Raw genomic sequence first — 18605 nt, 5'->3', positions numbered from 1 at the left:
ACAGGCCTGCCACCGGAACGCCTACAGGCCTGCCACCGACATTCGCTGGCCGACAGCCCGGACGCTAGAATGCTGTCGTGATGTTGGACACATGAGGGTGACATGAAACGGCACTGGCCCCGAACCCTGTATCAGAGGCCAATTGTCGTCTTCGCGGCGCTCGGGCTGGTCGTTATCCTGGTGGCGCTTGTCCTGGCCATGGTGCGGAAGGACGATTCCGGGCCGCCGGCGCTGGCTGCCACGCCGTACGAGCATCTGGAAGAGTTTCAAGCAATTGCCGACGAGCACGGTGACCGGGCGACCGGCACCTCCGGATACGAGGCCGCGGCTCACTACGTAGAACAGCAACTTGAGCGTGCCGGTTATCAAAGCTGGCGCCAGTACTTCACTTTCGAAAGTCGCGGCGAGAACTATGAGTCTTTCAACATCATCGCCGAGACCGCTGGCGGCGATGACGAGAACGTGATCATGCTTGGCGCACACCTCGACGGAGTGCGGAACAGTCCGGCGATCAATGACAACGCTTCCGGCGCGGCGGCTCTGCTGGAGGCCGCGCAAGAACTCAGCCAACGTAGTGAACCCAACAACAAAGTGCGCTTCGCGTGGTGGGGGGCGGAAGAGTTTCCGGAGGCGTTCGGCTCCCAGCACTATGTCGAGGACTTGGTAGAGGACGACAGCGGCGAACTCGACCACATCGCCGCCTATTTGAACGTCGACATGGTCGCCTCGCCCAACTATGTCATCGCGGTCTATGACCCACGTAGAACCGATAACGACTCCCTGCGGGACGTGCCCGACGGTTCGTTGGAGATCATGAACTTCTTCACGGACTACTTCGACTCCCGGGACCAGCCCTGGGTGTCCACAGACTGGGACTTCTATTCCGATCAGGTCGCGTTCGTTGAGGAAGATGTCGCAGTGGGCGGCCTGTTCACCGGCAGCAACGAGAGAAAGTCGGCCCGGGAGGGCATCCTCTTCGGCGGCGCTGCGGGGCAGCCGCGCGACCCGAACTACCACAAGCCAGGCGATGACATTAGCAACGTCGATTTGGAGGCTCTAAGCATCATGACCGACGCGATCACCCACGCCGCCACCAGCCTGGCTGAAGACAGCAGCGCCCTCGAGTAAGCGGCGGCTAATCAATTGACAGGCTCGGAGCACGGCTGCCACCAGTGTGGGGAATGGCCCGTTTCCGGACCCTGATCTACTGGTCCGCGCCAGCCAGTCGAAGTTGCGGGCTCCTCCCGGTGCGTGATTCGGGCCTGCGGCCTGATCCTGATAAACTTCAACCATTGCCTAGGCGAGGGAGGGCCGGAACCGGTCCTCCGTTATCGACGGTGGCTAGCAGCTTCGTTTCTCTGCGCTGGTATCGGTGCGGCGGGTCGGTCTCTAGGCACCCGCCTCAAAACCACCCAGCACAAGGAGAACATCATGTCCGACCAGAAGCTTGCAGCTGAAGTCCGCAGCGAATTCGGCAAGGGCGCGGCCCGCCGGGCCCGCCGCAACGCCCAGATTCCCGCCGTCATTTACGGCCACGGGGCAGAGCCGCTGCACGTGCTGCTCCCGCAGAAGGCCACCACGCTGGCGCTGCGTACCTCCAACGCGCTGCTGACCCTGGACGTTGACGGGAGCGAGCACCTGGCCCTGGCCAAGGACATCCAGCGCGATCCCATCGCCCAGATCATCGAGCACGTTGACCTGCTCACCGTCCGCAAGGGCGAGAAGGTTCACGTCGACGTCAACATCCATGTTGAGGGCGAAGTCGCCCCCGGTGCTGTTTTGGACCTGGAAGAGTTCACCGTCCTGGTCGAAGCCGATGCGACCGCCCTGCCGGAGTCGCTGACCATCAACGTTGAGGGCCGTGAGGTTGGCGAGCACGTTCACGCCACCGACATTCAGATGCCTGCCGGCGTCAGCCTGCTGATCCCCGAGGACACCGTGATCGCCGCGGTCTCCGCTCCGACCGTGGCCGAGCCTGAAGCTGCGGAAGAGGGCGAAGCCGCTGAGCCGGCTGCCGAAACCCCGGCTGAGTAACAACGCTGCCTCCAAAGCCCCCGGCGACTGCATCCCGCATTCGCCGGGGGCTTTGGTCTATCCCTAGGATGATCATGAATCCTTCGCATCTACCGTCCGAGGAGCACCCGTCCACGTGAGCAGCGACACCTGGCTGATAATCGGCTTGGGCAACCCAGGCCCCGGCTACAGCGGCAATCGACACAACGTCGGCCAGATGGCCCTCGACGAACTGGCCGGCCGGGTCGGTGGTTCGTTCAAGTCGCACAAGGCGCACGCACAGGTCCTGGAAGGGCGATTGGGAATCGGCGGGCCCAGGGTCGTGCTCGCCAAGCCACTGACGTTCATGAATCTGTCAGGAGGGCCGACGGCGGCGCTGTGCAGGTTCTTTTCGATCGAACCGGACCATGTGGTCGCCTTGCACGACGAGATCGACATTCCCTTCAACACGATTAAACTCAAGATCGGCGGGGGAGAGGGCGGGCACAACGGCCTCCGCGACATGTCCAAGGCGCTGGCGACCAAGGAGTACTACAGGGTCCGCATAGGCGTTGGCCGCCCTCCCGGGCGGATGGATACGGCGGACTATGTGCTGCGCGATTTTTCGACGGCGGAAAAGAAGGACCTGCCCTTCCTCCTGGACGATGCAGCAGACGCCGTCGAACTGCTCCTGGCCGACGGGCTCCTGGCGGCGCAGCAAAAGTACCACGCCAACGCAAAGCAGGGGTGAGCGTCAGGAGGCCGTGCCCTAACCCATCGTCGGACGGCGGAGGACAGCACACCCGGGCGCGGAACTCCGGGTACCCGCGGGTCATGGGCCCCGCATCCTGGCCCAAGAACGAGTGGTGACTACTCGTGTCAGGCCGCCCGCGCCTGTTTACGCTGAGAAAGTGTTGCTGGCGCCCTCAAGGCGGTGTCGCAATACCGTGCGCCTGGAGCCCAAGGATCCAGGCGCCTCCAGCGGACCGGCGGGGTTGGCTAAAGCCAGAGGAACCGCGTAGGCGGAACCTTCCCCCCAGGCCCCGTCGGTCCTTGCTGGATAACCAAGGTGCTGCACGCCTTGGCAAGCGTCACAAAACCGTCAATTGGCACACAGGGTTGAGCGTGAATAGAATCGTTTCAGCCATTGCGGCTCCCTGAGCGGGGCCGACGATGGGCGGCCTGAAGAGACCGGGCCACCCCCATCCCATCGTCGGCCCCTTTTTCATGACCATGCCGATGCAGGCGTGCCACAGGCAAACCTCGGGTTGCGCTGCGTCGGGGGCGTTTAACGCAGCGCAACCCTTCGGTCAGGGATTTCACCCACCTGCGCAGGGCGGGCTCGTCCCCGTCTAGAGGGACTGCGACGTCCGGTTCGAGCCGGACGCGCCGCAGGCCTAGTTTCGGGCGACGCGAGGAGCCTTGGCCCCCGCGTGCGCATGGACCTCCGTCTGCCGCAGCGCCAGAAGCTGCCGGATACGGCGCAGGGCAATGGGTCCGGTGGAGGTCTTCCCCAGCCGCTCGACAGCCGCGCTGAGTCTTTCGGCAGCCTCGGCGGCCGAAGAGACGCGCGGCGCCGTTCGGACAGACGAGGGGTCGAGCAGCGCCTTCTCCAGTTCGGCCGCCAATGACTGCTGGTCTTGCACGAGGATCGCGTCGCCGTGCTGCACCATCGTCTCGGTAAACGCAATCTGGTGCCCGTCGACGACTTCCCGCAGTTCCGGCCGCCGGGGCACCGCGATCGGCAGATGACCGGCCTCACGGGCATCGAGGATCGAGCCTGGCCCGCCCTGGACGACGACGACGGTGGCAGTTCGATACAGTGCCAGCAAGTCCTCGCGAGGCATCCTGGTGACCCCGTCGGCGTGCCGGGGCGCACGGCTGGCACCGTGCTGCACCAAGCACGACGGTGGGTCGGGAATACCTGCCAGCCACTCGTCGATCCAGTCGACCAGGCGGTCGAACGTGTGATGGTCGGTTCCCAGGGAGACCACGATCCGCGGAGCGGGATGCGCGCTGTTCACAGCACCGGTCCGATATTCACGGCTTCGGGATAGAAGCGCCGCTGTTCTTCCCACTGAATGCAGAAAAGCTCGGATAACGGGTAGCAAAGGCGGCCGCTCAGAGTCGGCATGGTGATCCGATCGAAGCACTCTATGTAAACAGTGTGGATGCCGAGCAGGCGGGCGATCAGGAAGAACGGAACACTCACGCCGGCGCCAACGGAAACTACGACATCCGGGCGCTCCCGGCGGAGCGTCGGCCAGGCCAGAAGCAGGTTCCTGATGGCATTACGGACATTCCGGGTGGTTGGATAAAAGCACCACGTGACCTTTTCGTTTTGCAAAGCAGCCTCGACCTCGGGCCGCTGGAACGTCACCCAACTCCGGGCGTGCTGGCTCCACCACTTATCCAACGGCAGCAATTGGGCCAAGTGCCCGCCTGCCGACGTCACGAACATGATTTTCATGCGTAATCCTCCCCCTACCGAGATGCGCCCCACGGCACCTCGGACCACCGACCTCTCCGGTGATAAGGCGAGCCTATTGACACGTGCTGGTGGATTCACGAGTGGTGCGTACCGGGATCCCGGGGCTGCACCAGTCGTGGCCCTTGCCGCTACCGGGCTTGCCGGAGAATGCGCGCGAGGATACACGTTGCTTCCCCGGAGCAGAGCCGGAAGACACTCATCTTTACGGTGACTGGTACGGGCATTACTTGGCCAGGGTGCACGATTGCTACCTGCATGTTGCACAACAGGAGACTCTCCCTCCATAGACGCGGCACGAAATCGGCTTTAGACTGTGGACCACACCGGTTGGGGATCGGGCCTTGCGGACCTTGGGGGAACGCAGCTTGTGGCCGGTGCTAATGCATGGCCGGTGGTAATGCACGGCTGTGTCTGAGCGACTTTGGGGGGAGACGCTGATGACTGCTGTATTTAATGGGCCGTTTCATGGTCCGCTGACCGACTCTATTTCGCCGGGGCGCCGCCGCCTTGCAGAGGACATCTTCGCGGCACTGCAACCAGGCCACCAAGGGGTGTTGGTGATCGGTGCTGCCGGCATGGGGAAATCCACCATCGCCCAGCAGGTGCTGAAATGGTTCGGCCCGGAAACGCACGTCGAATTTGTCCGGGGAAGCCACGCCTCGTCCCGCACCCGCTACGCCCCGTTGGGGATCCTGCTCGGGGGAGTGGGCGACGACGGACTGGAGCACCCGGCGCTCGTGCTCGAGGGAATCGCTGCTACGCTGCTGAACCGTGCCAAGGGCAAACGGATTGTCCTGTTTGTGGACAACGCCGAGAATCTCGACGCCTTCACCTCCGCTGCCCTAACCCAATTGGCACGCGCTGGAGTCGTTACTCTTTTCGTGGCCAGCCAGGACGTTGCCGCCGGCGACGGAGCCTTTATGCAGCTGTGGATCGACGGAGACCTCCGCCGCTTCGACGTTGCTCCGCTGGACCCGGCAGACAGTGAGGCGCTGCTGGCCGAGATTCTCGGGGGCAACATATCTTCCGTCGCTGCACGGTCGTTGTGGCAGAACACCGGTGGGAATCCGCGCTACCTGCGGGTCTTGGCCCAAGACCAGGTGGCAGCAAGGACTTTGGTTGAGCAGGACGGGACGTGGGTGCTGGCGCAGCCGCTCGTTTTCACCGGCGACATCGCAGAGGTGATGCGACCGCGGCTGCTGCAACTGCCTCCCGGGCACCGGCGGCTCGTCGAGCAACTGGCGCTGGCGGGCGGCGTCACGCTCTCGGCTCTTCAGCGGTTGGCCGACCCGCTGGCTCTGGAACACTTGGAGGCCCGCGGTACCATCACGGTCGAGCTGGGCGCCGACCCGCTGGTGCGGGTGGGAGGACAATTCCTGGCCGGAGTCGTCAAGAGCATGCTCACGCCTGGACGGACGCGTGAACTGTGGGATGAGGTGGCGCACGTCCTGCACCCGGCGGAGGTGCCGGAGCGCTACCTGCCGGATCTCGGCATCTGGGCATTGGAGGGGGGCGCCGCGCTGAACCCGGAAGAGACCCTGCGAGCCGCTGCTGCCGCCAACGACCAACTGGAGCCGGGACGCGCGCTGCAGTTGGTCCGGGCACTGGGCCGGCAACACCGCGGCGCGTCCGGCCTCCGGGAAGAGGCCCGGGCACTGCTCCTGATGGGAAAACCGGGCCAGGCTGCCGACCTGCTGGCAGCCTCCCTCCCGGAGTTTGGCAAGGAGCCCATGGCTGCCCTGGTCGCGCTGGCCGGCGAACGTCTCGCCGTTTCGCGGGTCACGGGCGGATCCATCGACCCCTGGTTGGAGGAGCTGAGGAACCTGCGCGAAAGGCTCGCCGCAGAACTGCATACGGTGACGGAGACCAACGAAGGCGACGAGGTACGCGGTGATGCAGCCCGGACGAAGGAAATACTGGAAACCACGATCGATGAAACCCTGCTGATCGAAGCAGAGCAGGCGGCTTTCGACGGCAGTTACGGACAAGTCCCCGAGCTGGTCAAATTGCTGCGCGACGACTGGGACAAACCGCCGCAGATCAGGCTCCGCGCCGGAGCGCTTCTCTGCGAAGCATTTGCGGTCATGGGCCGGCAAACGGAAGCCCTTGGCGTGGGAAACATGTTGCTGGCGGAGCTGGCGGATCTGCGACTGCCCAAGGGGCTGCGCAACTTCGTGGGCACCCGGATCTTCACGTCGCTCATCGTGGCAGGCCAACTTGATTCATGCCTGGGCTATTGCGAAACCTTCGCGGCGCAGGCGGGGACGTCCCTGTACGGCGGCGGGAGCGAGCTGGCCTTGGGGCTCGTCCACGCCCGCGCCGGTCGGGCGGAAAAAGCCCTTGCTGCCCTGCTACCGGCCATCAGCCAACTAAAAGTCTCCGGCAACAGCGGCGGCGTCGGCCTTGCCAACGCGGCGGCCGCCTACTCCTACTCGCTGCTGTCGGACGAAAACAATACCCGCCGCCATCTGGCCGCTGCCGCTGCTTCACCGGAACGTCCCCGCCAGGTGGCGCGCCGCGCCACGGAATACTTCAGCATCCTTGCGTCCCAGCGGCTGCAGCGGGGGGACGACGCAGCCGCGGTGCTGAATCAGACCGGTGTCGAAGAACTGGCCGCCGGAAATTCTGCCGCGGCCATGACTTTTCATGCCGCCGCCGCGCGGGTGGGCGGCAAGTCCTATGCCCGCAAGCTGCAGACATCGGCTGCCGCCTGCGACGGCGAAGCCGCACGGCTCTGCAATGAGTACAGCGAGGGCCTGATGTCCCAAGACCCCGGGATACTGCTTAAGGCAGCCGATGGCGCGGCGGCGCTGGGCGACATCCTGTTCAGCTACGACGCCGCCCGTGCCGCCCAAAGCGCGGCGGTCACCGGGGGCGACCGCGCAGCGGCCCGCAAGGCGCGCGCCTTGGAAAACGCGGGCTACCGCATGCTCCGGGACAGCAGCACCATCGTTGCGATGCTGGCGTCCCTGACTCCCTTCGAGCTGACCTTGGCGCAGCTGGCCGCCGAGGGCAGCAGCAGTGCAGCGCTGGGCCGGAGGCTGCATCTGTCGCCACGGACCGTTGATTGGCACTTGGGGAAGATGTTCGCCAGGCTCCATGTCTCGGGCCGCGCCGATTTACGCGAACTGCTGGGAGCGGCGGGTTCGGCATCATGACTGACGATGGTAACGGGCGTCGGTTGGTGGGGCGGGACACCGATGTCGTGGCCGCCACTGAGAACATCCGCAGTGGCAACGGGACATGGATCGTCGCTGAATCCGGGCTAGGCAAAAGCGCCCTCGCGGCTGCCGTGCTGCAGGAACTGGCGGACGACGTGCGGCCGTTTCGAGTACATGGGAGCCGGACCTTCTCCTCGGTCCCATACGGCGCTTTGGCCCCGCTGCTCACGAATTTGACGGCGCAACAACTCGACTCGCATTTCTCCACCATGCGTACCCTGACGGAGCGGCTGCAGTCCGATACAGCCGGCCTAAAGCCAGCCCTGTTGGTGGTCGACGACGCCCAAGATCTGGACGCGAGAAGCGCGGAAATTCTTGGCCAGCTGGTCGCCTCGATGCAGGTCAAGGCGCTGCTGCTCAGCCGACCCAGTCTGGCCGAACCGCCCACGCTGCTGGGAGAAGCGGTCGAGGGCGTGCTGCACCGCCGGTCACTGGATCCGCTGACCGACGGGCAGGTGCACCAATTGTGCAACCAGGTACTTGGCGGAGAGACCGCGGCCAGTGCCAGTGCCATGTTTGCCCGGGCGAGCGGCGGTAACCCGCTCTTCCTGCTAAGCCTGCTGGAGCAGGCCCGGCAGGCTGGACGATTAGTTCAGACCCGCGGCGTGTGGCTCTTGCGCGATGTGCTGCCGGAGGCGGACGTCCGCCTCTCGGAGCTGATTGAACGGGAGCTCAGCGAATTGAGCGCCGACGAGCGCGAAGTATTGGATTTCGTGGCACTGCTCGGGGCAGTCCCCCTGACGGTGATGTTCGATTGCGGGAACGTGCAGGCCATCGACCGGCTGATGGAAAACGGACTCATCGAGATCTCGCCGCCGCCCGAACCGCGGGTCTGGTTGCGCAACCCGGTTCACGCCCGGGCCCTGCCGACTCTGGTGCCGGTGTTCCGGAGGCTGCGGCTGTATCGGAAAATGGAGGACGTCCTGCCGGACGGCGGATCGGGGGAGATGCTGTTCCGGCGAGCAAAGTGGGCGCTCGATAGCGGCGTGCAGCTGCCCGACGATGAGCTGGTGAAGGCGGCCGCGGCGGCCAACAATGCGGGAGAAACAGAGCTTGCCGTGCGGTCAGCTGGCGCCGTGATGACAGTCGAGTTCCGCTGGGCGGCGCAGCTGCAGCGGGCCCGGGCGATTTGCCCTTCCGATCCCACGTCCGGCCCCCTCCTCGAGGGGTTGGTCGCCGCCGCCGGTAATGCGGAGCAGGCCCGGGATGCAGCACTGCTGGCGGTACAACGGCCGTATTCCCCCAATATTTGGACGCACCGCAGCCTGGAGGCCTGGGCCGCCGAGGCAGAGGGCTTGCCGACGCGCTCAGATTCAGCGCCTGGTATGGATCAGGCCGGGATGCTGGACCGGAGCCTCCGGCTGCTTGGATTGCGCCATCTTGTGGCCGACGGCGAATACACGGCGGCGAGCGGGCCCCTGGCGGTGCTCGTTGCGGAGGCGTCCTCGGCCCAGGACCTGGATTGCCTGGTGCTGGCGCGCGCGCTGTTGGCACAGGCCTATACGGTCACCGGTCGAGCGGATCACGCGGTAGGGGAAACGACCAAGGCCCTGCAGGCGCTCGAAGCGCATGAGCCACAGGTAGCAAGCCGGATGTTTGTCCTTGTCCGCCATATCGCCGCGCTGCTGACGGCGGGGCGTTGGGATGACGCCGCGGAAGCAGTGGCTGGATTCCGGGCCGCAAGGCCCAACGAGCTGGTCCATTACGGCGGAGCAGTCGACGTAGCGGCCGGGATCATCCTCGGGCGCCGGGGCGATTATGCCGAGGCTTACCGGATGCTGGCCGGGGCTGCCGGGGAACTGGAGCACCACGACCCGTTGGGCCTGCGCCCGGTGGCGCTCGCCGTCGGTGCGTATCTGGCGATGTTGAACGGTCAGGATGAGCCGGCCGGACAGTACCTGTCCGATTACGCGCTGACGGAGACCGGTAACGCTACTCCCTCCGGCCTTTTCAGCGCAGGCCTGGCTGCTGCCGCCCGGCTTCTCCAGTTCCCCGGCACCAAGGCGCTGTCCGAGCTGCAATCCCTGGCAGACACTGCGGGGAACCGGGGCTGGAGCTCCCTCGAACTCGCCATGGGCTTCCTGGCCATTCAGCTGGGCGACATGGGCCGGATCGGCCAGGTCGGTACGTTGGCCGCTTCCCTTGAGGGGAGGGAGGCCGCGTTGGCAGCCCATTACTGCGAGGCTGCGGACACAGGGGGAATCGAGCAATTGGTGCACACGGCCGAGGAAGTGCACTCATCAGGGCTGGTCTCCCTTGGGCTCCACACCCTGTCCGAGGCGCTGCGGATTGCCAAGGCGGAACGCAACAGGACCGCGCAAAGGCGCATTAACGCACTGCTCGGGCAGTGGCAGGAGACGGCACCCGTCGCCCGCGAGGTCCCGTCCTCTACGTCGCTGACACGACGGGAACGCGACATCGCGGCGTTGGTCATCGCGGGCAAGCGCAATGCGGAGATTGCTGACGCGCTCTCGCTGTCGGTACGGACCGTCGAAGGCCACATCTACCGTATGTTCGAGAAACTGGGTATCAACCGCAGGGAGCAACTGGGGCGCGAACACCTGTAGGAGCGGCCCGTGGGTATGACCACTGCCAGAGGCAGGTATGCCGCCGGTAGTGGTCGTTCCATGTCCGGGTATCAGGCGTCCCGCTACCGGCAAAGCCCTCCTCTTCGCACCCGCGGTTGCCGCCTGCGCCGCAACATTGGAGGCAGAAACCTGAGTAGCGCGGCGGACAATCAGGTAGCCGGTACGCGCACGCACTCAGGCGCGCTTCCGTAGGCTTCTGAGGGTACGGAAAACACCGGCCCTGCAAGGACGCAGGGAGTCCACGGATCGCTTGGGCGAGTAACCCGTACATGTATAAAGGACGGCTGCGGCACCCGCTGCCGGACAAGAGCGGGGAAGTGCATTTCTGGGGGGAGATGTGCAATGGGGGATTCTGTAACCCGTGTGCTGCTGGTTGCGGCAGGGGGACTGGCCAGGGAAGTCCTGGCATCGATGCGCTTTGCGGGTGGCTGGGACGTAGTCGGCGTGCTCGACGACGACCCGGACGTCCATGGACGTTCCGTAGATGGTGTACAAGTCCTCGGGCCTGTCGAGGCGGTTCACCGGTACCCGGATTGCCGGCTCCTGGTATGCCACGAATCACCGGCCATCCGCCAGCAATTGGTGGATCGGTTGGCGGAGTGCGGAGCCGGGCCCGAACGCTACGCCACATTCGTCGGCCTCCGCGCACCGCTTTCTGCGGGCGTCCGGGTCGGTGCAGGCAGCCTTGTCCTGGCGGAAAGTGTCTTGGCCGCGGGAGTGACCCTTGGAGAACACGTCGTCATCATGCCGCGGGTGTCACTTGCGCACGATGTCGCAGTGTCAGCATTTGCCACCGTGGGGGCAGGTGCGGCCCTTGCCGGCCAGGTGCAGGTGGGGCGTGGCGCTTGGCTACAGATGTGCTGCAGCGTCGCCTCCGGTGTTGCCATCGGCCGGGACGCGACGGTGGGCATGGGCTCCGCAGTCCTGGGCCACGTGCCGCCCGAAGAATGCTGGGCGGGGGTGCCGGCACGCCCGGTAGCTGGCTCTGTAGACCAGAGGGCCCCCGGTCAACTGTCTCTTGGCGAGGGAGCGCAGGAGGCCGTTTTCAGCCGGAGTGCGGGGGGAAGCGTCGGCCGCTCGGCCTTCGAACGGCTGGCTGCAGCGGCTGCTCTGCTGAGGGCGCCATGAGGGCCGTGAGGACATCGCTTGTTTGCGAGGCCGCCGGCAGAGCCAACGCCAGCCGCCGCCGGCCAACTTCGCGCCGGTCAATGATCACTACGCCGGACTTTCCGGTTCTTGAAGGGAAGCGCTAGCCATGCATGATGCCCAGGTGTCCACGGACAACTACCTGCAACGCACGGTCGCCCCGCTGGTGGGTGTCGCCGCGGAAACGTTCGGGTTCGAGACGCCGGCTGCACCGAAACTGTCCATACCGACGCTCCTGAAACCGGCTATTCCACGTCTGGGAACGCGCGACGGCACGTCCAAGCCGTGGGCCCGTCGCTACCAGGCCAAACTGCTCGCTACGGACAGTGCCATCATCGTGCTCTCGGTGGGTGTGGCACTGCTGCTCGTTGGCGATCAGGCAACCCGGGCCGGTGCGACCCTTGCGCTGGTCACCGGGGCTGTCATGGCCTGCGCCCTCGCGGTCGGGAGGACCCGGGACCTGCGGGTGATCGGTGTGGGAGCCGCCGAGTACAAGAAAGTGATCAGGGCAAGCTCCGGCGCCTATGGAATGCTCGCCGTCGTCCTCCTGGCCCTGCAGGCGGACGAGTTGGCACCCTTATTCGTGGCGGGGGTACCGGTCGGCGTCGTCGCACTCTTGGCGGGACGCTGGAGCTGGCGGCGGTGGCTGACGAGGCAGCGGGAGAACGGACACTACCTTTCAAAGGTCGTCGTCCTCGGTGCCTATGAAGACGTCGTTTACGTGATAGACCAGATCGCCAAGAAATCCGGCGCCGTGTACCAAGTGGTGGGGGCAGCGCTGGACGGCGTCCCGGCTGACAGCGGCGCCCTCGCGGCACGGCAGGTCCCCGTGGTGGCCGGCCTGGACGACGTTGAGCGGGCCGTGGGACTCCTGGGCGCAGACGCCGTCATCGTTGCGGGACAGGTGGGGCAGCGCAGCGGCTACCTGCGGGAACTCGGCTGGCGGCTGGAGGAGAGCGCCACCGAACTGGTGGTCGCGCTGTCGCTGACCAACGTCGCCGGTCCCCGGATCCAGATGCGCCCGGTGGAGGGCTTGCCGCTGATGCATGTCGAGAGGCCGCAGTTCTCCGGTTACCGGTACTTGCTCAAGCGGTTCGTCGATGTCGTCGTCTCCGCCGCCGCTCTTCTTGTCCTGCTACCTGTCTTCGCCGCCTTCGCCGGCCTGATCCGCTGGGACTCGCCCGGCAAGGTCATTTTCAAGCAACGCCGGGTGTGCCGCAACGGACAGACGTTTGAGATGTTCAAGTTCCGGTCCATGACCGCCAACGCCGAGGCGGAACTTGAGGGCCTCAAGGCTATGAACGAAGGCAGCGGGCCGCTGTTCAAGCTGCGGTCCGACCCTCGTGTCACCAGGGTGGGCGCCTGGATGCGCAAGTACTCACTGGACGAACTCCCGCAGTTCTTCAACGTCCTGCGGGGCGAAATGTCCCTGGTCGGGCCCCGGCCTCCGCTGCCCTCGGAAGTGGCGGGCTACGAGGGCCACGTGGGCCGCCGGTTGTACATCAAGCCGGGGCTGACCGGGCTTTGGCAGATCAACGGACGGTCCGACCTGAGTTGGGACGAAAGCGTCAGGCTCGACCTCTACTACGTGGAGAACTGGTCGCTGACCGGGGACCTCATGATCATGTGGCGCACGTTGAAGGTGATGGTGAATCCAACCGGCGCTTATTGAGGGCCCGCCGTCCATGCGATGAGCGCTCGCTACAAGCAGGAACAAGCGAACCAAGCAGTGAAAGGGGAAATTGATGGGGGCGGATATACAGGCGGTCAACCGCCTGGATTTGGGACGCTACGTCCCGGACACCGCGCTGGCGCCGGAGCTCGCCGGTAGGGCCGGGGCCATGCTGCGGCAGTTGCAGTGGGACGCCGCGGTGGCGGGATGGACGGCCGAACGGCTGAAAACAGAAGGTGATGCGCGCTCGCATGAGCTGCTGGTCGCAGCGCTGCGGCGGTCTCGGCCGCAGGACCTCGTGTTGTCGGAAGAGGGCGAGGATGATCCGGCGCGCCCGGGGGCGGAACGGGTCTGGATTGTCGATCCGCTGGACGGCACGCGTGAATTCTCCGAAGGGCGCCGGGACTGGGCGGTCCACGTGGCTTTGTGGTGCAGGGGCAGCCTGCGGGCGGGGGCCGTCGCGTTGCCGGGACTTTCCACGACCCTGGATACCTCCGACCCCGCCGTCCGGTTGCAGCCGTCCCGCTTCCCGCCCGGCCGCCGGTTGCGGATCGCAGTATCGCGGACCAGGCCTCCCGCCGTCATTGACGCACTGGTGGAGGAAACGGGCGCGGCAGTGCTGCCGATGGGCTCTGCCGGCTACAAGATCGCCGCCGTCATCCGCGGCGAGGTGGACGCCTACCTGCACAGCGGCGGCCAGTATGAATGGGATTCTGCGGCTCCGGTCGCCGTGGCCCGTAGCCGTGGCCTGCATGCCAGCAGGCTGGACGGTTCGCCACTGGTCTACAACCAACCGCGTGCGTACTTGCCCGATCTGCTGGTCTGCCGGCAGGAACTGGCAGGCGACCTGTTGCAGCGGCTCAGCCTGTTGTCCAGGAAATAGGCGTTACGTACCGGCCGGCACCATCAAAGGGGGAAGAAAGAAATGAATGAGACAACCAGTGGACCGCGCTATCACGTGAGCCACCTAAAACTGCTCGAGTCGGAGGCGATCTATATCATCCGTGAGGTCGCCGCCGAACTGGAGAAACCGGCGCTCATGTTCTCCGGCGGCAAGGACTCGATCGTCATGCTGCATCTCGCGGCGAGGGCCTTCGCGCCGGCACCGATACCGTTTCCGGTAGTACACGTCGATACCGGCCACAATTTTGACGAGGTCTTGCAGTTCCGCGACTCCTTGGTCAAAGAACTCGGGGTGAACCTGGTGGTCGGCTCGGTGCAGGATGCCATCGACCGCGGGCTGGTGCAGGAGGAGCCCAACGGGTCCCGCAACCGCATCCAGACGGCCGTGCTGCTGGAGACCGCCGAAAAATACGGCTTCAACGCCCTCATGGGCGGGGCGCGCCGTGACGAGGAAAAAGCCCGGGCCAAGGAACGGGTTTTTTCTTTCCGTGATGAATTCGGCCAGTGGGATCCCAAGAACCAGCGTCCGGAATTATGGGGCCTGTACAACCCCCGAATCCATCTGGGTGAGAGCATCCGCGTGTTCCCGATTTCGAATTGGACCGAATTGGACATCTGGAGCTACATCGCGCACGAGCAGATCACCGTCCCGCCGATCTACTACGCCCATGAGCGGGAAGTTTTCGAACGCAACGGCATGCTCTTCGGAGTGCATCGCTTCTGCCAGCCGCGAGGCAACGAGCGCACCTTCAGGGAGACGGTTCGGTACCGCACCGTGGGCGACGCCACCCTCACCGCCGCTGTCCGTTCCACGGCGACGACGGCCGCGGACGTGATCGCCGAGGTAGCGGCGACCCGCATCACCGAGCGCGGCGCCACCCGCGGGGACGACCAAGTCAGCGAAGCGGCCATGGAAGACCGCAAGAAAGAGGGGTATTTCTGATGGATCTGTTGCGTTTTGCCACTGCGGGTTCGGTCGATGACGGCAAGAGCACCCTGATCGGGCGCCTGCTCTACGACTCAAAATCCATCTTCAGCGACCAAATGGAAGCGATCGAACGCACTAGCCGGGAACGAGGCGACGAGTACACCGACCTGGCCCTGCTGACCGATGGGCTGCGCGCCGAACGGGAACAAGGGATAACCATCGACGTTGCCTATCGGTATTTCGCGACGCCGAAGCGCAAGTTCATCATCGCCGACACTCCGGGCCATCTGCAGTACACCCGCAACATGGTCACCGGCGCCTCCACGGCGGACGTCGCGATCGTCCTCGTGGACGCCCGGAAGGGCTTGGTGGAACAAAGCCGGCGCCACGCCTTCCTCGTGTCGCTGCTGCAGGTGCCGCACCTGGTGCTGGCCGTCAACAAGATGGACCTGGTGGACTGGTCGCAGGAAGTGTTTGAACAGATCCGCGAGGAGTTCAGCGGATTCGCCAGCAAGCTGGAAATCACCGACCTCTCAATCATCCCGGTGTGCGCACTGCAGGGCGACAACGTTGTCTCCCGGTCGCAGAACATGCCGTGGTACGAGGGGCCGTCACTGCTGCACCATCTTGAGAACGTACACATTGCGAGTGACCGCAATCTCGTGGACGTGCGCTTTCCAGTACAGTACGTGATCCGGCCACACCAGAACCGCAACCACGACTATCGCGGCTATGCCGGCCAAGTTTCCGGCGGCGTCATGAAGGTGGGCGACGAGGTGATCGTCCTGCCCAGCGGCCTGCCTTCGCGGATTTCGGCCATCGATACCCCGGACGGACCGGTAGACGAGGCCTTCGCTCCGATGTCGGTTACCGTGCGGCTCGAAGACGATTTGGACATCTCCCGCGGTGACATGATCTGCAGGCCGAACAACAAGCCGTTGGTGGCCCAGGACATCGACGCGATGGTGTGCTGGATGAGCGACAAGCCGCTCCAGCGGGGGCAGAAGCTTGCGGTCAAACACACCACCCGCAGCGCGCGGGCCTTGGTCAAGGACCTGCAGTACGGGCTGGACATCAACAGCCTGCATCGCCGGCCCGACCCCGACTCGCTCAGCCTCAACGAAATCGGCCGGATCAGGATGCGCACCACGTCGCCGTTGCTCGCCGACGAGTACAGGAGGAACAGGCAGACCGGCGGTTTCATCCTGATAGACGAGGCTACGAATGCGACGGTCGGCGCCGGAATGATCGTCGCCACGGCCTGATACCGGCACCGGCACCAACAGCCCTGCCCGTGGATTCATGCCACGGGCAGGGCTGCGGGCACCGTGGTCGGAACGAGAGGGTCCGTCGGATCCCGTAGGCGCGCTAGCCGTTGGCCGCCGCACCAACCGGCATCTGCCCGGATTTGACCAGGTTGAGGAGCTCTCCGACGGCCTCCTCGACGTCGACCCGGGAAGTGTCGACCACATAATCGGCGTCCTGCGGCGTCTCGTAGGGTGAACTGATGCCGGTGAAATCAGGAATCAGGCCAGCCATCGCCTTCGCGTACAGGCCCTTCCGATCGCGGGCCTCACAGACCTCCAGGGGCGTCGAGACGTGCACCAGAAGGTAACCGCCCGCCTCCCGGGCCATTGCCGCAACCTCCCGGCGTGCAGCTTCGAAGGGTGCAATCGGGGCGCAAACCGCTATGCCTCCGGCCCGTGAAATCTGTGCCGCCACCCAACCGATCCGACGGACGTTCAGCTCACGATCGGCCGGCGAGAAGCCCAGCCCCGCCGACAGCATCCGCCGCATTTCGTCGCCGTCCAGCAGGATGGCCTCGCGGCCATCCATACTCTGCAAGCGTTCGGTGAACCGGCGGGCCAGGGTCGATTTGCCGGAGCCGGACAGCCCTGTAAACAACACCACCAGGCCCTCCCGCCGCGTCCCGGCCGCATCGGCGGCGGGCCGCGCGGGGGAGGTAAGCGACGCATGATCCGCCGTGAAATCAAGGACAGCCGCGGCGCCAAGCCGCTCCAGCGCATGGCTCCGCAGCAGGGAATGGTCGTCGGCATCCGGTATGACCAGCAAACGCACCAAGGCGCCGGATACCCGATGGGCGCAGTCGTTCAAGGCGTCCAGCAGCTTCCTGAGGTCCCGGGTGGCGGAGACCGAACTGCTGACCACGGCGGTCAGTAACAGGCGGCAATCGGCCTCATATGCGGCGGACACCGCCTTGGCGATCTGTCCCGGCTCCGGCGAAACGGCAAACGCCGCAACAAGGCAGGGGCCGTCCGCCTCCGACAGGGGAGCGGTCAAGCGGAGTCTCCGCGCCGGCGGGTGTTCTGCCGGCTGTAACGGCTTCAGGGTACCGCTCAAATAGACCGCACCGTTGCCGCCAATGCATGGTGCCTCCGCGTGGTCTGGCTCTTCGTGGCTGACGCGTTCAACAACAGTGAGCCGGGCCAGCGGCGTACCTTCCGGATCAGACAGGAGGAGGGCACCCTGGGCGGCGCTCTGCCGGGCGATATCGGACGGCACGGGCAGCGTGAACTCACGGGGCCAGCCGTCGGGTTTGTGGCCCGGCCGGCAGTAGCCGTCCGCTGGTGCATACAAGCCGCCCGTGAGCAGCTCAAGCTCGTCAAGGCTGGCGCCGGACAGCGCGTGAACCGGTTCCCGCAGGGATGCTGACCAGTCCCTCACCGGGCCACCTCCGACGCCGGTTGGCCAGCCGCGGCGCGGGCGCGTTCGTGCTTCTCGGTCCAGGCCAGGGCAGGGAAGCCCCGGCGCCGGCGGATATGCATCCAGACCAGCGGTGCCACCAGCAGGACCGCGACCAGGATTAACCCCGTGGTGGTGTTGTCAACGCCCAGCATCTTCAGCGAGGAGGCCAGGAGGACGAAAGCCAGGGCCCGCCTGACGAAACCGCCGCTGAGCCGGGACGACATCTGGGCCCCGACCCAGACGCCCGGAATGCTGCCCAGAATGAGTGGCAGGGCGATTCCCAGGTCCAGCGAACCGAACAGCATATGACCGACGGCAGCGGCCACGACAAGCGGTACGGCTTGCACCAAATCCGTGCCCACTAGCTGGGAAGCCTTGAGCCCCGGATAGATCATCATGAGACCGATGATGATGATCGACCCTGACCCGACGGATGTCAGGCCGACGATCATGCCGCCGACGACACCGAGCAGCACCGTCGGCAGGATCCGGGCGGCTACTTCCGGTCGATCCAGCGGCAGCTTCGCGCCCTGCCCGTTGCGTGACTTGGCTCGTTCGACCAACCGGATGTAGGCGCGGACGACCAAAAGCACGGCGGTGAGCATCAGGGCGCAGCCCAAGGCGAATTTGATTCCGTCTTGGACCAGGGCGTCGTCGCCGAGCGCCTTGAGTATCAGAACGCCGCAGAAAGCCGATGGAACGGCTCCGATAGCCAGCCATTTAACCAGCTGCAGGTTCACGGTCTTTCGCCGCAGGTGGACCGCCGATCCGACCGGCTTCATGACTGCGCTGGCCAGGAGATCGCTGGAGACAGCCGTCAACGGCGGAACATTGAAGAAGAGCACCAGCATCGGCGTCATCAAAGCGCCGCCGCCCATGCCGGTCAGCCCGACGACGATGCCGATGCCGAACGCGGCGAAACCGATAGTGACGTCCATGAAACGATATTCTGGCAGCC

14 protein-coding genes are annotated in these 18605 nt (G+C 65.3%); 10 read left to right on the top strand and 4 right to left on the bottom strand.

All coding sequences use genetic code 11. The features are described from left to right. Positions 1–102 precede the first annotated feature (102 nt). From AC5RVD_RS11530 to pth, 3 genes are all read left to right on the top strand, one after another. Positions 103–1128: a M28 family peptidase gene (locus tag AC5RVD_RS11530; protein ID WP_494126984.1), complete on the top strand. Its 1026-nt coding sequence runs from the start codon at positions 103–105 to the stop codon at positions 1126–1128. Positions 1129–1431: 303 nt separating this feature from the next. Next, on the top strand, positions 1432–2034 hold the full coding sequence (locus tag AC5RVD_RS11525) for a 50S ribosomal protein L25/general stress protein Ctc (protein WP_494111526.1): 603 nt from the start codon (positions 1432–1434) through the stop codon (positions 2032–2034). Positions 2035–2149: 115 nt separating this feature from the next. Then, positions 2150–2743 carry an aminoacyl-tRNA hydrolase gene (gene pth, locus AC5RVD_RS11520; RefSeq protein WP_493987976.1) on the top strand — a complete coding sequence of 198 codons (594 nt, stop codon included), beginning with the start codon at positions 2150–2152 and terminating at the stop codon, positions 2741–2743. 646 nt (positions 2744–3389) lie between these two features. Here pth and AC5RVD_RS11515 read toward each other — a convergent pair. Together AC5RVD_RS11515 and pssD are read right to left on the bottom strand one after the other, a co-directional pair. Beyond that, the gene (locus AC5RVD_RS11515; RefSeq protein ID WP_494111525.1) at positions 3390–4016 is read right to left on the bottom strand and encodes a glycosyltransferase; all 627 of its coding nucleotides are present in this window, start codon (positions 4014–4016) and stop codon (positions 3390–3392) included. After that, positions 4013–4462, bottom strand: a complete 450-nt coding sequence (gene pssD / locus AC5RVD_RS11510) for a PssD/Cps14F family polysaccharide biosynthesis glycosyltransferase (RefSeq protein ID WP_494111524.1) — start codon at positions 4460–4462, stop codon at positions 4013–4015. Before pssD ends, AC5RVD_RS11515 begins: the two co-directional genes overlap by 4 nt. A gap of 458 nt (positions 4463–4920) precedes the next feature. Here pssD and AC5RVD_RS11505 point away from each other — a divergent pair, with 458 nt between their 5' ends. The 6 genes from AC5RVD_RS11505 to cysN all read left to right on the top strand — a co-directional run bounded on the left by AC5RVD_RS11505 (position 4921) and on the right by cysN (position 16206). Next, positions 4921–7641 (top strand): helix-turn-helix transcriptional regulator, encoded by a 2721-nt coding sequence (locus tag AC5RVD_RS11505; protein WP_494111523.1) that lies wholly within the window; start codon positions 4921–4923, stop codon positions 7639–7641. Continuing rightward, positions 7638–10271, top strand: coding sequence for a LuxR C-terminal-related transcriptional regulator (locus tag AC5RVD_RS11500; protein ID WP_494111522.1), 2634 nt, complete (start codon positions 7638–7640; stop codon positions 10269–10271). The genes AC5RVD_RS11505 and AC5RVD_RS11500 overlap by 4 nt, the downstream gene beginning before the upstream one ends. A gap of 1276 nt (positions 10272–11547) precedes the next feature. Next, positions 11548–13110 carry a sugar transferase gene (locus AC5RVD_RS11495; RefSeq protein ID WP_494111520.1) on the top strand — a complete coding sequence of 521 codons (1563 nt, stop codon included), beginning with the start codon at positions 11548–11550 and terminating at the stop codon, positions 13108–13110. 73 nt (positions 13111–13183) lie between these two features. Next, positions 13184–13993: a 3'(2'),5'-bisphosphate nucleotidase CysQ gene (locus tag AC5RVD_RS11490; RefSeq protein ID WP_494111519.1), complete on the top strand. Its 810-nt coding sequence runs from the start codon at positions 13184–13186 to the stop codon at positions 13991–13993. Positions 13994–14035: 42 nt separating this feature from the next. After that, positions 14036–14956 (top strand): sulfate adenylyltransferase subunit CysD, encoded by a 921-nt coding sequence (cysD, locus tag AC5RVD_RS11485; protein WP_494122630.1) that lies wholly within the window; start codon positions 14036–14038, stop codon positions 14954–14956. Beyond that, positions 14956–16206, top strand: coding sequence for a sulfate adenylyltransferase subunit CysN (gene cysN / locus AC5RVD_RS11480; protein WP_494126983.1), 1251 nt, complete (start codon positions 14956–14958; stop codon positions 16204–16206). The genes cysD and cysN overlap by 1 nt, the downstream gene beginning before the upstream one ends. Before the next feature lie 103 nt (positions 16207–16309). On the opposite strand, the gene cysC is transcribed toward cysN, so the two are convergent. Then, positions 16310–17242, bottom strand: coding sequence for an adenylyl-sulfate kinase (gene cysC / locus AC5RVD_RS11475; RefSeq protein WP_494126982.1), 933 nt, complete (start codon positions 17240–17242; stop codon positions 16310–16312). A gap of 99 nt (positions 17243–17341) precedes the next feature. Between cysC and AC5RVD_RS11470 the strand changes: the two genes are divergently transcribed. Further along, a complete protein-coding gene (locus AC5RVD_RS11470) occupies positions 17342–17614 on the top strand; it encodes a hypothetical protein (protein ID WP_494126981.1) in 273 nt (90 codons plus the stop codon). 8 nt (positions 17615–17622) lie between these two features. On the opposite strand, the gene AC5RVD_RS11465 is transcribed toward AC5RVD_RS11470, so the two are convergent. After that, complete coding sequence (locus AC5RVD_RS11465; RefSeq protein ID WP_494126980.1) at positions 17623–18585, bottom strand: sulfite exporter TauE/SafE family protein; 963 nt, start codon at positions 18583–18585, stop codon at positions 17623–17625. Between the last annotated feature and the right edge of the window lie 20 nt (positions 18586–18605).

The organism is Arthrobacter sp. THG-b23, from assembly GCF_059091265.1.
The sequence above is the reverse complement of the archived record's forward strand: the minus strand, read 5'-3'. Positions and strand labels throughout refer to the sequence as shown.